The sequence below is a fragment of the Arthrobacter sp. 05T423 genome (assembly GCF_056396245.1).
The window spans coordinates 26,801-38,418 of sequence record NZ_JBFTLC010000001.1 but is presented as its reverse complement, the minus strand read 5'-3'; the positions used below and the strand labels follow the sequence as shown (position 1 = coordinate 38,418).

Genomic DNA, 11,618 nt, shown 5'->3' with positions numbered 1-11,618 from the left:
GTTACTTACCAGCCTTTCCGACCTTGCGGCGGATGACTTCGCCTGCGTAGCGAATGCCCTTGCCCTTGTACGGGTCAGGCTTGCGCAGCTTGCGAATGTTGGCAGCAACCTCGCCGACCTGCTGCTTGTTGATGCCTGAGACAGAGAGCTTGGTCGGACCCTCTACTGCAAAGGTGATGCCAGCCGGAGCCGAAACGTTGACCGAGTGGCTGTAGCCGAGAGCGAACTCAAGGTCAGAACCCTTGGCCTGAACGCGGTAACCGGTACCGACGATTTCGAGCTTCTTCTCGTAGCCTGCGGTGACACCCTGGATCATGTTGGCGATCAGGGTGCGGGTCAGGCCGTGGAGCGAGCGGGAGGCCCGCTCGTCGTTCGGGCGGGTGACGGTCAGGGTGCTGTCTTCCAGCGCAACCTCGATCGGGCTGGCCACAGTGTGGCTCAGCTCGCCCTTGGAACCCTTGACGCTGACGACAGAGCCGTCAACCTTGACCTCAACGCCGGCAGGAACGGTGATGGGGAGACGTCCAATACGTGACATTATTCTCTTCCTTTCCCGTTACCAGACGTAAGCGAGGACTTCGCCGCCCACGCCCTTCTTGCCGGCCTGCTTGTCAGTCAGGAGGCCGGAAGAGGTGGACAGGATTGCGATACCCAGGCCACCCAGCACGTGCGGCAGGTTGGTGGACTTCGCGTAAACGCGGAGACCCGGCTTGGAAATACGACGGACACCCGCGATTGAACGCTCGCGGTTCGGACCGAACTTGAGATCAAGGGTCAGCTTTTTGCCGACTTCAGCGTCCTCTTCCTTCCAGCCGGCGATGAAACCTTCGGCCTTGAGGATGTCAGCAACGCGAGCCTTGAGCTTGCTGTAAGGCATAGACACGGAATCGTGGTATGCCGAGTTTGCGTTACGCAGGCGCGTAAGCATATCTGCGACAGGATCTGTCATTGTCATTTGGGCACTTGCCCTTCCTCGTAACGGTTTCCGCCGTTCTGTCCCTGTGGGATCAGAGCGGCCGGACCTTTTACGTAGTTAATTAAGCTTCGGTTTTGAACGGGAAACCAAGCGCCTTGAGCAGCGCGCGGCCTTCGTCGTCGGTCTTGGCGGTGGTCACGACCGTGATGTCCATACCGCGGGTGCGGTCGATGGAGTCCTGGTCGATCTCGTGGAACATAACCTGCTCGGTCAGACCGAAGGTGTAGTTGCCGTTGCCATCGAACTGCTTGCCGCTGAGGCCGCGGAAGTCGCGGATACGGGGCAGGGCCAGCGTGACCAGACGGTCCACGAATTCCCACATGCGGTCGCCACGCAGGGTTGCGTGTGCACCAATGGGCATGCCTTCGCGCAGCTTGAACTGGGCGATCGACTTGCGGGCCTTGGTGACCTGCGGCTTCTGGCCGGTGATCAGGGTGAGGTCGCGGACAGCGCCGTCGATCAGCTTGGAGTCCTTGGCGGCATCTCCAACACCCATGTTCACTACAACCTTGACCAGACGGGGAACCTGGTTCACGTTCTCGTACTTGAATTCCTCAAGAAGCGCGCTCTTGATGGAATCGGCGTACTTGGTCTTCAGACGAGGAACGATCTTCGTTGCCGGAGTCTCGAGAGTCTCAGTCATTAGATGTCCTTCCCGGAGCTCTTGGCCACGCGGATGCGGACGGTCTTCTTGACGCCGTCCTTCTCAACCGTGTCGAGGCGGAAACCAACGCGGGTCGGCTTCTTGGTGGACGGGTCAACCAGAGCCACGTTGGAAACGTGGATGGAAGCCTCGACAACCTCGATGCCGCCGGTCTTGGTGCCGCGCTGCGACTGGCCGACCTTGGTGTGCTTGGTTACGCGGTTGATACCCTCAACCAGCACGCGGTTGGTTTCCGGGAACACGCGCAGAACCTTGCCCTGCTTGCCACGGTCGCCGCCGCGCTCAGCCTTGGCGCCAGTGATGACCTGAACCAGGTCACCCTTCTTGATCTTAGCCATGGACTAGAGCACCTCCGGAGCCAGAGAAACGATCTTCATGAACTTCTTGTCACGGAGTTCACGACCAACCGGTCCGAAGATACGGGTACCGCGGGGGTCACCGTCGTTCTTCAGGATCACAGCTGCGTTCTCGTCAAACTTGATGTAGGAACCATCCGCACGGCGGCGTTCCTTCTTTGTACGGACGATGACAGCCTTGACGACGTCGCCCTTCTTTACGTTGCCGCCCGGGATTGCATCCTTGACGGTTGCGACGATTACGTCGCCAATGCCTGCGTAGCGACGGCCAGATCCACCGAGAACGCGAATGGTAAGGATTTCCTTAGCACCCGTGTTGTCGGCGACCTTGAGTCGCGACTCCTGCTGAATCACTATTTACTCCTTGCGTCGCGCCGGTTCTCAGACCGAAAATCTTCCTACGGAATGAGCCTTGCGGAACGGTTGATCGGGGTGTCTCTTGACCTGACTGGATTTTGCCAGACCAGGCCTAAACGCCCGTGCCACCAACAGTTGCTTCCCAAGCCCATGAAGGCGCAAGGGGGCACTATGCCGTGGCACGATTGTTTACGAGGTTTGCTGTCGGCACACAAGAGGCGCCATACAAACTCAATATCCTAGCACATTTCGCGACCATCCCCATATCACAACCGGCAGGGGGCCAGCCACTCCCCCGCACCCCGGCCGGCCGCCGTCGGACGCTCCGCGCTTAACGAGGAAACCCCCGCTCCCAAAAGGAACGGGGGTTTCCGGTACAGCCGCCAGGGGCGATGCTGCAGGTGTTACTTAGCCTTCTCGAGGATCTCCACGAGCCGCCAGTTCTTGGTGGCGGACAGCGGGCGGGTCTCGGCGATGACAACCAGGTCGCCGATGCCGGCGGTGTTCTGCTCGTCGTGTGCCTTGACCTTGGAGGTGCGGCGGATGACCTTGCCGTACAGGGCGTGCTTCACGCGGTCTTCAACCTGAACAACGATGGTCTTGTCCATCTTGTCAGAGACCACGTAGCCGCGACGCGTCTTACGGTAACCGCGCTGCTCAGCCGTAGCTGCCGTAGCAGTTTCCGTCACGTTCTCGTCCTTTTCACTCACTTGGCGTCCTCCTCGGTCTCAGCCTCGGCCGGCTTTTCAGCCTTCTTAGCTGCAGACTTCTTGGACTTCTTTTCTTCCTTGGCTTCCACAACCGGTGCGGCAACCTCGGCACGAATGCCCAGCTCGCGCTCACGGAGAACGGTGTAGATGCGTGCGATGTCCTTCTTTACCGCGCGCAGACGACCGTGGTTCTCCAGCTGTCCGGTGGCGGACTGGAAACGCAGGTTGAACAGCTCTTCCTTGGACTTGCGGAGTTCTTCAACGAGACGCTCGTTGTCGAAACCGTCCAGCTGTGCGGGTGCAAGATCCTTTGACCCAACTGGCATTTCTATTCACCACCTTCGCGACGCACAATGCGTGCCTTCAACGGGAGCTTGTGGATCGCCAGGCGCAGGGCCTCGCGGGCTACCTCATCACTAACACCGGAGAGTTCAAAGAGAACCCGGCCCGGCTTGACGTTGGCGACCCACCATTCCGGCGAACCCTTACCGGAACCCATGCGGGTTTCGGCAGGCTTCTTGGTCAACGGACGGTCCGGGTAGATGTTGATCCAGACCTTACCGCCACGCTTGATGTGGCGGGTCATCGCGATACGGGCAGATTCGATCTGACGGTTCGTGACGTATGCCGGGCTCAGGGCCTGGATACCGTACTCACCGAACGAGACCTTGGTGCCGCCCGTGGCAGCGCCGGAACGACCCGGGTGGTGCTGCTTACGGTGCTTGACTCGACGTGGGATAAGCATTTAAGCCTGTCCTCCTTCTGCTGCCTGTGCCGGTGCGGCTGCCTCGGCTGCCGGAGCTGCAGCAGCAGGTGCTGCGTCGGCTGCCGGACGGTCGTTACGACGGCGGCGGTCACCACGGTCAGCGCCACCCGGGCGGCCCGGACGGTCGCCGGAACGGCCACGGGACGGAGCAGCAGCTGCCTGCTGAGCCAGTTCCTTGGAGGTAACGTCGCCCTTGTAGATCCAGACCTTCACGCCGATGCGGCCGAAGGTGGTCTTGGCTTCGTAGAAGCCATAGTCGATGTTCGCGCGGAGGGTGTGCAGGGGCACACGGCCTTCGCGGTAGAACTCCGAGCGGGACATTTCTGCGCCACCCAGACGGCCCGAGCAAGCGATACGGATACCCTTGGCACCGGCACGCTGTGCGGACTGCATGGCCTTCTTCATCGCACGGCGGAATGCCACGCGGGAAGTCAGCTGCTCTGCAACACCCTGGGCAACAAGCTGGGCTTCCATCTCGGGGTTCTTGACCTCGAGGATGTTCAGCTGGACCTGCTTGCCGGTGAGCTTTTCGAGCTCGCCGCGGATGCGGTCTGCCTCGGCGCCGCGGCGGCCGATAACGATGCCCGGACGTGCCGTGTGGATGTCCACGCGGACACGGTCGCGGGTGCGCTCGATCTCGACCTTGGCGATGCCGGCGCGCTCCATGCCCGTGGACATGAGCTGGCGGATACGGATGTCTTCGCGAACGAAGTCCTTGTACCGCTGACCGGACTTGGTGCTGTCAGCGAACCAGTGCGATACGTGATCGGTGGTGATGCCGAGTCGGAACCCGTGCGGGTTTACTTTCTGTCCCACTTAGCGAGCCTCCTCTTTCTCCGGGGTAGCGACTACCACGGTGATGTGGCTGGTGCGCTTCTTGATCTGAAATGCACGACCCTGAGCACGCGGCTGGAACCGCTTCATGGTCGGGCCTTCATCAACAAACGCTTCGCTGATGATGAGGTCACCCTCGTCGAACGCAACGCCATCGCGGTCCGCGAGGACGCGGGCGTTGGAAATTGCCGACTGAACTACCTTGAATACCGGCTCCGAAGCTGCCTGGGGGGCAAACTTCAGAATTGCCAGAGCCTCGTTCGCTTGCTTACCACGAACAAGGTTGACGACGCGCCGGGCCTTCATAGGCGTTACGCGGATGTGGCGCGCAATTGCCTTGGCTTCCATTGCTTTCCTTCTCTCGTCTTTGACGTAAGTGCAGGCGCCTAGCGGCGCTTGCCCTTACGGTCGTCCTTGACATGGCCGCGGAATGTCCGCGTGGGAGCGAATTCGCCGAGCTTGTGCCCGACCATCGACTCGGTGACAAACACCGGGATGTGCTTGCGTCCATCGTGCACGGCGATCGTGTGCCCGAGCATGTCGGGGATGATCATCGAGCGGCGGGACCAGGTCTTGATGACGTTCTTGGTGCCCTTTTCGTTTTCCCTTGCGACCTTCACAAAGAGGTGCTGGTCAACGAAAGGACCTTTTTTCAGGCTGCGTGGCATGTGTCCAGGCTCCTATCGCTTGTTCTTGCCAGTACGACGGCGACGAACAATAAGCTTGTCGCTCTCTTTGTTGGGGCGGCGGGTGCGGCCTTCCGGCTTACCGTTCGGGTTGACCGGGTGACGTCCACCGGAGGTCTTACCTTCACCACCACCGTGCGGGTGGTCGACCGGGTTCATGGCGACACCACGGACGGTCGGGCGAACGCCCTTCCACCGCATACGGCCGGCCTTGCCCCAGTTGATGTTCGACTGCTCGGCGTTGCCGACCTCGCCGATCGTGGCGCGGCAGCGCACGTCAACGTTGCGGATTTCGCCGGAGGGCAGACGCAGCTGGGCGAAGCGGCCTTCCTTGGCGACGAGCTGAACAGAAGCACCGGCGGAACGGGCCATCTTGGCACCGCCGCCCGGGCGCAGTTCAACCGCGTGGATAACGGTACCCACGGGGATGTTGCGCAGGGGCAGGTTGTTGCCAGGCTTGATGTCAGCGTTGGCGCCGGCTTCCACGAAGTCGCCCTGGGAGAGCTTGTTCGGGGCGATGATGTAGCGCTTGGTGCCATCAACGTAGTGCAGGAGGGCGATGCGAGCCGTGCGGTTCGGATCGTACTCGATTTCGGCAACGCGGGCGTTGACGCCGTCCTTGTCGTGGCGACGGAAGTCGATCAGACGGTACTGGCGCTTGTGTCCACCACCCTTGTGACGGGTGGTGATCTTACCGGTGTTGTTACGGCCGCCCTTTTTGGGCAGCGGACGTACCAACGACTTTTCCGGCGTCGACCGCGTGATTTCGGTGAAGTCAGCTACGCTCGAGCCGCGACGGCCCGGCGTAGTCGGCTTGTATTTACGGATTCCCATAATTTATTTCCTCGTTAAAGTGGTCTCCGCTACGCGAGCGGACCGCCGAAGATGTCGATAGTGCCTTCTTTGAGGGTCACAATGGCACGCTTGGTGTTCTTGCGGGTACCCCATCCGAATTTGGTGCGCTTGCGCTTACCGGCACGGTTGATGGTGTTGATCGATTCGACCTTGACGGAGAAAATCTTCTCCACGGCCAGCTTGATCTCGGTCTTGTTCGAGCGGGGGTCCACCAGGAAGGTGTACTTGCCCTCGTCGATCAGGCCGTAGCTCTTTTCCGAAACGACGGGTGCAAGCACGACGTCGCGCGGGTCTTTGATGGTGGCTGCGCTCACTTGGCATCCTCCTCGTTCTTTGCAGCCTTGTCAGCAACGAATGCTTCGTAGGCAGCCTTGGTGAAGACTACGTCGTCAGAAACGAGAACGTCGTAGGTGTTCAGCTGGTCTGCGTACAGAACGTGAACTCCCTCGAGGTTGCGCACGGACAGTGCAGCAACATCGTTGGCGCGCTCAATGACAACGAGCAGGTTCTTGCGCTCGGAGACGCCGCGCAGCGTTGCCAGTGCTTCCTTGGAGGACGGCTTGTCGCCGGCAACCAGGTCAGCAATGACGTGGATGCGTCCGTTACGGGCGCGGTCAGACAGTGCGCCGCGCAGTGCAGCAGCAATCATCTTCTTGGGGGTGCGCTGGCTGTAGTCACGCGGGGTGGGACCGTGGACAACGCCACCACCGGTCATGTGAGGAGCACGGATCGAGCCCTGACGGGCGCGGCCGGTACCCTTCTGCTTGAACGGCTTGCGGCCTGCACCGGAAACTTCGGCGCGGGTCTTGGTCTTGTGGGTACCCTGGCGAGCAGCAGCGAGCTGTGCAACGACGACCTGGTGCAGCAGCGGCACGTTGGTCTGAACGTCGAAGATCTCTGCAGGCAGGTCAACCTGGACAGTGCTAGTCATTGAACTAGGCTCCCTTCACGGCGGTGCGTACGAGTACGACCTGGCCGCGGGCGCCGGGGACGGCACCCTTGATCAGGAGCAGCGACTTCTCGACGTCAACCGCGTGAACAGTGAGGTTCAGCGTGGTGTGACGAACGGCGCCCATGCGGCCGGCCATTTTCATGCCCTTGAAGACGCGGCTCGGGGTGGATGCTCCACCGATAGAACCGGGCTTACGGTGGTTCTTGTGGGCACCGTGGGAAGCTCCAACGCCGTGGAAGCCGTGACGCTTCATAACACCGGCGAAGCCCTTACCCTTGGTGGTGCCAACGACGTCGATCTTCTGGCCGGCTTCGAAGACCTCTACAGAGAGCTCCTGGCCCAGCTCGTACTCAGCAGCATCTGCGGTACGGAGTTCGACTACGTGACGGCGAGGCGTGACGCCTGCCTTTTCAAAGTGACCAGCCAGCGGCTTGGTGACCTTGCGGGGATCGATCTGGCCGTAGCCGATCTGAACGGCGACGTAGCCATCAACATCTGCGTTGCGCAGCTGGGTGATGACGTTCGAGTCAGCCTGGACAACAGTGACGGGGATGAGCTTGTTGTTCTCGTCCCAGACCTGGGTCATGCCGAGCTTCGTGCCCAGCAGGCCCTTTACGTTACGGGTTGCGGTCATAGTCTCTCAGCACCTCCCTACAGCTTGATTTCGATGTTCACGTCGGCCGGCAGGTCGAGACGCATGAGCGAGTCAACAGCCTTGGGCGTGGGGTCGATGATGTCGATCAGACGCTTGTGCGTGCGCATTTCAAAGTGCTCGCGGCTGTCCTTGTACTTGTGGGGAGAGCGGATAACGCAGTACACGTTCTTCTCCGTGGGCAGCGGCACGGGGCCGACTACCGTTGCGCCTGCGCGCGTGACCGTCTCAACGATCTTCCGTGCTGAAACGTCAATGACCTCGTGGTCGTATGACTTCAGCCGGATGCGGATTTTTTGTCCCGCCATGTCGCCTGACTCTCTTTCAGTTGTGCTTCCCCGGGTTAGGGCTGCCCTGTTCACTTTCCTGTTGTATGTGGCTGCCGAAGCATTCAAAGTCGTAACTACCACCCGCCGCACAAGCTGAATCCGGATGAATCCGGGTTCCTCAACCTGCCGGCGTAACCGACCCCCGCGGTCGGGCGTGTCGCGCAGTGCAAAACGCACGAGCCCGCATTTCCTTGGAGGGTTGGGTTATGTTTGGGCTTCAGCCTGGACCCTGACACCCGGCATTATCCGGATCGGGACACGAAGAAGCGCTTGAACAACTCAACTAGTATGCCGGAATTTGTCCGAGGATGCGAATCGGGCCCGGACGAAGGGGACTACCGGACCCGTACAGCCGTTGCCGCGTGCCAGCCCCGGTTGGATGATGGGTGGATGGCCGTGCAGAATGCCGACGCCGGCAACGACGCAGTCAACGCAGATTCAGTGCAGAACCTCGCCGGGCGCCTGCGCCCGGATTTCACGCTGGGCGTTGCTGCCGCCGCCTTCCAGATCGAAGGCGCCCTGGCCGCGGACGGCCGCGGCCCGTCAGGCTGGGATGCCTTTGCGGCCACGCCGGGCAACATCCACGGCGGGCATTCGCCGGCGGTGGCCTGTGACCACTATAACCGCGTGGCGGAGGACGTTGCCCTCATGCGCGAACTCGGCATCGACGCATACCGATTCTCGATCGCGTGGCCCAGGATCCACCCCGAGGGCCGCGGCGCGGCCAATCCGCGGGGCCTGGACTTCTACGACCGGCTGGTGGATCTGTTGCTGTCTGCCGGCATCTCCCCCATGGCCACGCTCTACCACTGGGACACTCCGCTTCCCCTGGAGCGCAGCGGCGGCTGGATGAACCGGGCCACCGCGGAGCGGTTCGGCGAGTACGCGGCGGCTGCCGGCCAACGGCTCGGTGACCGGGTGGCGCAGTGGGTCACGCTCAACGAGCCCGTGTCCGTCACGCTGAACGGCTACGCCCTCGGCGTCCATGCACCGGGCCGCGAGCTGCTGTTCAACGCCTTGCCCTCGGTCCACCATCAACTGCTGGGCCACGGGCTCGCGGTCCAGGCCCTGCGCGCGGCTGGCGTGGCCGGAACCATCGGCGTCACCAACCTGCACTCCCCCGTGCGCCCTGCCACCCGGCGGCTGCCGGACAGGCTGCTGGCCAAGGTCTTCGACCTCGTCCTCAACCGTGTTTACGCAGACCCCATCCTCCTGGGGCGCTACCCCGCCCCGCCGCTTGTTGCCCGCCCCTGGTTCAGGTTCCTGTCCCGGGCGTCCGACGACGACCTCCGCCTGATCAGCCAGCCGCTCGACTTCTATGGGGTGAACTACTACTACCCTGTCCGGGTCGCCGCCGGGCAGGGCCCGCCGGACACCCCGACCGGAAACACACCGGCCATGGCACGGGTGCCGTTCCATCTGGCGGCCTTCCCCGAATATGCCACCACCGGCTTTGGCTGGCCGGTGGCGCCGGAGCATCTGGGCATCCTGCTGCGGGAGCTCAAGGACAGGTACGGCGCCGCGTTGCCGCCGGTGTACATCACCGAGAGCGGCGCAAGCTTCCCTGAACCCGAGCACGTGACCGGCCCCATCGCTGACTCAGGCCGGATCGAGTACCTGGCGCACCATCTGGACCAGGCGGTGAACACCACTGGGCCCGGCGGCATCGCGCACGACGTGGAACTACTCGGCTACTTCGTCTGGACCTTCATGGACAACTTCGAATGGGCCGCCGGATATTCACAGCGGTTCGGCCTGGTGCATGTGGACTTCCAGACCCTGAAACGGACGCCCAAAAAATCCTTCTACTGGCTGCAGGCGCTCAGCCGGGCACGGCAACGCAGTGCCTGAGCTGCGGCCGCTACTGGTTCTTGTTGGCGCGGTTGATCCGCTTAGCGCGTTCAATCTCATTGCGGAAGTGCTTCTTCGTCCAAACGACACCCACCACCACGGCGGCAACAACCAACAGGAAAATAAGCCAACCCATGACGCTCCCTCATTGCAACGGAACTGTCGCGAGCACTAACCGTATCAGGGCGGCCCGCTGGCCAGAGGCCGCAGATACAAAAACAGCCCCGCTGCCAGAAGCAGCGGGGCTGTTTTCGAAGATCAGGCCAATGAACGGCCCGCGATCAGCAAGAGTTACTTGTTGATCTTGGTGACACGTCCCGAACCAACGGTGCGGCCGCCTTCACGGATAGCGAAGCCGAGGCCCTCTTCCATAGCGATCGGCTGGATGAGCGCAACGGTCATCTCAGTGTTGTCGCCAGGCATAACCATTTCCGTGCCTTCCGGCAGGGTGATAACGCCGGTTACGTCCGTGGTACGGAAGTAGAACTGCGGGCGGTAGTTCGAGTAGAACGGGTTGTGACGTCCGCCTTCGTCCTTGGACAGGATGTAGACGTTGGCCTCGAAGTCGGTGTGCGGGGTGATGGAACCCGGCTTGACGACAACCTGGCCACGCTCGACGTCGTCGCGCTTCAGACCGCGGAGCAGCAGGCCACAGTTCTCGCCGGCCCATGCTTCGTCGAGCTGCTTGTGGAACATCTCGATACCGGTAACCGTGGTCTTCTGGACCGGGCGGATACCGACGATCTCGACCTCAGAGTTGATGGCGAGGGTACCGCGCTCGGCGCGGCCCGTTACAACGGTGCCACGACCGGTGATGGTGAAGACATCTTCGATCGGCATCAGGAACGGCTTGTCGCGGTCACGTACGGGGTCCGGAACGGACTCGTCGACAGCAGCCATCAGGTCCTCGACGGACTTGACCCACTCCGGGTCGCCTTCCAGAGCCTTGAGGCCGGAAACGCGGACAACCGGTGCTTCGTCGCCATCGAAGCCCTGCGAGCTCAGGAGCTCACGAACTTCCATTTCGACGAGGTCGAGGAGTTCCTCGTCGTCAACCATGTCTGCCTTGTTCAGCGCGACCAGCAGGTAGGGAACGCCAACCTGGCGGGCGAGCAGAACGTGCTCGCGGGTCTGAGCCATCGGGCCGTCAGTAGCGGCAACCACGAGGATTGCGCCGTCCATCTGAGCAGCACCGGTGATCATGTTCTTGATGTAGTCAGCGTGACCCGGAGCGTCTACGTGTGCGTAGTGGCGCTTCTCGGTCTGGTACTCAACGTGGGAGATGTTGATGGTAATGCCGCGCTGACGCTCTTCCGGAGCAGAGTCGATCGACGCGAAGTCACGCTTCTCGTTGAGAGTCGGGTACTTGTCGTACAGCACCTTGGAAATGGCGGCCGTCAACGTCGTCTTACCGTGGTCAACGTGACCAATGGTACCGATGTTAACGTGCGGCTTAGTCCGCTCGAACTTTGCCTTTGCCACAGGTTCCTCCTAGAACGTTTTTCAAATGGCTTACCTTCGACCGCGCTTATCGCGGCAGAAACTCCAGTAAGTCTACTTGGGGGCTTTGGATTGGTGAAATTGCAGATTCAGGAACTAATACTAGTGCCTAGAGCCTGTTCGTGCAGAT

19 protein-coding genes are annotated in these 11,618 nt (G+C 61.5%); 1 reads left to right on the top strand and 18 read right to left on the bottom strand.

Going from position 1 to position 11,618, the window contains the following annotated elements; translation table 11 throughout:
* Window position 1: 1 nt before the first annotated feature.
* The 16 genes from rplF to rpsJ form a co-directional block, all read right to left on the bottom strand.
* On the bottom strand, window positions 2-538 hold the full coding sequence (gene rplF / locus AC1DFE_RS00210; protein WP_476903927.1) for a 50S ribosomal protein L6: 537 nt from the start codon (window positions 536-538) through the stop codon (window positions 2-4).
* Window positions 539-556: 18 nt separating this feature from the next.
* Window positions 557-955 carry a 30S ribosomal protein S8 gene (gene rpsH / locus AC1DFE_RS00205; RefSeq protein WP_015937843.1) on the bottom strand — a complete coding sequence of 133 codons (399 nt, stop codon included), beginning with the start codon at window positions 953-955 and terminating at the stop codon, window positions 557-559.
* Window positions 956-1,037: 82 nt separating this feature from the next.
* Entirely contained in the window at window positions 1,038-1,619 is a 582-nt protein-coding gene (gene rplE / locus AC1DFE_RS00200; protein ID WP_003803769.1) for a 50S ribosomal protein L5, read from the bottom strand.
* Complete coding sequence (gene rplX, locus AC1DFE_RS00195) at window positions 1,619-1,978, bottom strand: 50S ribosomal protein L24 (protein ID WP_102973687.1); 360 nt, start codon at window positions 1,976-1,978, stop codon at window positions 1,619-1,621. The genes rplE and rplX overlap by 1 nt, the downstream gene beginning before the upstream one ends.
* A gap of 3 nt (window positions 1,979-1,981) precedes the next feature.
* Complete coding sequence (gene rplN, locus AC1DFE_RS00190) at window positions 1,982-2,350, bottom strand: 50S ribosomal protein L14 (RefSeq protein WP_003803789.1); 369 nt, start codon at window positions 2,348-2,350, stop codon at window positions 1,982-1,984.
* A gap of 407 nt (window positions 2,351-2,757) precedes the next feature.
* The gene (gene rpsQ / locus AC1DFE_RS00185) at window positions 2,758-3,063 is read right to left on the bottom strand and encodes a 30S ribosomal protein S17 (protein ID WP_076801234.1); all 306 of its coding nucleotides are present in this window, start codon (window positions 3,061-3,063) and stop codon (window positions 2,758-2,760) included.
* Window positions 3,060-3,389, bottom strand: coding sequence for a 50S ribosomal protein L29 (gene rpmC, locus AC1DFE_RS00180; RefSeq protein ID WP_476903926.1), 330 nt, complete (start codon window positions 3,387-3,389; stop codon window positions 3,060-3,062). The genes rpsQ and rpmC overlap by 4 nt, the downstream gene beginning before the upstream one ends.
* A gap of 2 nt (window positions 3,390-3,391) precedes the next feature.
* A complete protein-coding gene (rplP, locus tag AC1DFE_RS00175; RefSeq protein ID WP_102973688.1) occupies window positions 3,392-3,808 on the bottom strand; it encodes a 50S ribosomal protein L16 in 417 nt (138 codons plus the stop codon).
* Window positions 3,809-4,645: a 30S ribosomal protein S3 gene (rpsC, locus tag AC1DFE_RS00170; protein ID WP_003803796.1), complete on the bottom strand. Its 837-nt coding sequence runs from the start codon at window positions 4,643-4,645 to the stop codon at window positions 3,809-3,811. It lies immediately after the preceding gene.
* Complete coding sequence (rplV, locus tag AC1DFE_RS00165; protein ID WP_003803798.1) at window positions 4,646-5,011, bottom strand: 50S ribosomal protein L22; 366 nt, start codon at window positions 5,009-5,011, stop codon at window positions 4,646-4,648. It lies immediately after the preceding gene.
* A gap of 38 nt (window positions 5,012-5,049) precedes the next feature.
* Window positions 5,050-5,331 (bottom strand): 30S ribosomal protein S19, encoded by a 282-nt coding sequence (gene rpsS, locus AC1DFE_RS00160; protein WP_003803803.1) that lies wholly within the window; start codon window positions 5,329-5,331, stop codon window positions 5,050-5,052.
* A 12-nt stretch (window positions 5,332-5,343) separates the two neighbouring features.
* Entirely contained in the window at window positions 5,344-6,183 is an 840-nt protein-coding gene (gene rplB, locus AC1DFE_RS00155; RefSeq protein WP_003803804.1) for a 50S ribosomal protein L2, read from the bottom strand.
* Between the two features lie 29 nt (window positions 6,184-6,212).
* On the bottom strand, window positions 6,213-6,518 hold the full coding sequence (gene rplW / locus AC1DFE_RS00150; protein ID WP_011692807.1) for a 50S ribosomal protein L23: 306 nt from the start codon (window positions 6,516-6,518) through the stop codon (window positions 6,213-6,215).
* A complete protein-coding gene (gene rplD, locus AC1DFE_RS00145) occupies window positions 6,515-7,135 on the bottom strand; it encodes a 50S ribosomal protein L4 (protein ID WP_476903925.1) in 621 nt (206 codons plus the stop codon). Before rplD ends, rplW begins: the two co-directional genes overlap by 4 nt.
* 4 nt (window positions 7,136-7,139) lie before the next feature.
* Window positions 7,140-7,790, bottom strand: coding sequence for a 50S ribosomal protein L3 (gene rplC, locus AC1DFE_RS00140; RefSeq protein ID WP_011692809.1), 651 nt, complete (start codon window positions 7,788-7,790; stop codon window positions 7,140-7,142).
* 17 nt (window positions 7,791-7,807) lie between these two features.
* Window positions 7,808-8,116, bottom strand: a complete 309-nt coding sequence (rpsJ, locus tag AC1DFE_RS00135) for a 30S ribosomal protein S10 (protein WP_003803825.1) — start codon at window positions 8,114-8,116, stop codon at window positions 7,808-7,810.
* A gap of 411 nt (window positions 8,117-8,527) precedes the next feature.
* On the opposite strand from rpsJ, the gene AC1DFE_RS00130 reads away from it, so the two are divergent.
* Window positions 8,528-9,988, top strand: coding sequence for a GH1 family beta-glucosidase (locus AC1DFE_RS00130; RefSeq protein ID WP_476903924.1), 1,461 nt, complete (start codon window positions 8,528-8,530; stop codon window positions 9,986-9,988).
* Window positions 9,989-9,998: 10 nt separating this feature from the next.
* On the opposite strand, the gene AC1DFE_RS00125 is transcribed toward AC1DFE_RS00130, so the two are convergent.
* Window positions 9,999-10,124: a hypothetical protein gene (locus tag AC1DFE_RS00125; protein ID WP_476903923.1), complete on the bottom strand. Its 126-nt coding sequence runs from the start codon at window positions 10,122-10,124 to the stop codon at window positions 9,999-10,001.
* A 155-nt stretch (window positions 10,125-10,279) separates the two neighbouring features.
* A complete protein-coding gene (gene tuf / locus AC1DFE_RS00120) occupies window positions 10,280-11,470 on the bottom strand; it encodes an elongation factor Tu (protein WP_102973690.1) in 1,191 nt (396 codons plus the stop codon).
* Window positions 11,471-11,618: the final 148 nt, after the last annotated feature.

Excerpts from the sequence above, each read along its gene's own strand:
- rplF (WP_476903927.1), bottom strand. The coding sequence starts at position 538 with ATGTCACGTATTGGACGTCTCCCCATCACCGTTCCTGCCGGCGTTGAG.
- AC1DFE_RS00130 (WP_476903924.1), top strand. The coding sequence starts at position 8,528 with ATGGCCGTGCAGAATGCCGACGCCGGCAACGACGCAGTCAACGCAGAT.
- rplP (WP_102973688.1), bottom strand. The coding sequence starts at position 3,808 with ATGCTTATCCCACGTCGAGTCAAGCACCGTAAGCAGCACCACCCGGGT.
- rplE (WP_003803769.1), bottom strand. The coding sequence starts at position 1,619 with ATGACTGAGACTCTCGAGACTCCGGCAACGAAGATCGTTCCTCGTCTG.
- rpsJ (WP_003803825.1), bottom strand. The coding sequence starts at position 8,116 with ATGGCGGGACAAAAAATCCGCATCCGGCTGAAGTCATACGACCACGAG.
- rplD (WP_476903925.1), bottom strand. The coding sequence starts at position 7,135 with ATGACTAGCACTGTCCAGGTTGACCTGCCTGCAGAGATCTTCGACGTT.
- AC1DFE_RS00125 (WP_476903923.1), bottom strand. The coding sequence starts at position 10,124 with ATGGGTTGGCTTATTTTCCTGTTGGTTGTTGCCGCCGTGGTGGTGGGT.
- rpmC (WP_476903926.1), bottom strand. The coding sequence starts at position 3,389 with ATGCCAGTTGGGTCAAAGGATCTTGCACCCGCACAGCTGGACGGTTTC.
- rplC (WP_011692809.1), bottom strand. The coding sequence starts at position 7,790 with ATGACCGCAACCCGTAACGTAAAGGGCCTGCTGGGCACGAAGCTCGGC.
- rplX (WP_102973687.1), bottom strand. The coding sequence starts at position 1,978 with ATGGCTAAGATCAAGAAGGGTGACCTGGTTCAGGTCATCACTGGCGCC.
- rplB (WP_003803804.1), bottom strand. The coding sequence starts at position 6,183 with ATGGGAATCCGTAAATACAAGCCGACTACGCCGGGCCGTCGCGGCTCG.
- rplV (WP_003803798.1), bottom strand. The coding sequence starts at position 5,011 with ATGGAAGCCAAGGCAATTGCGCGCCACATCCGCGTAACGCCTATGAAG.
- rpsH (WP_015937843.1), bottom strand. The coding sequence starts at position 955 with ATGACAATGACAGATCCTGTCGCAGATATGCTTACGCGCCTGCGTAAC.
- rpsS (WP_003803803.1), bottom strand. The coding sequence starts at position 5,331 with ATGCCACGCAGCCTGAAAAAAGGTCCTTTCGTTGACCAGCACCTCTTT.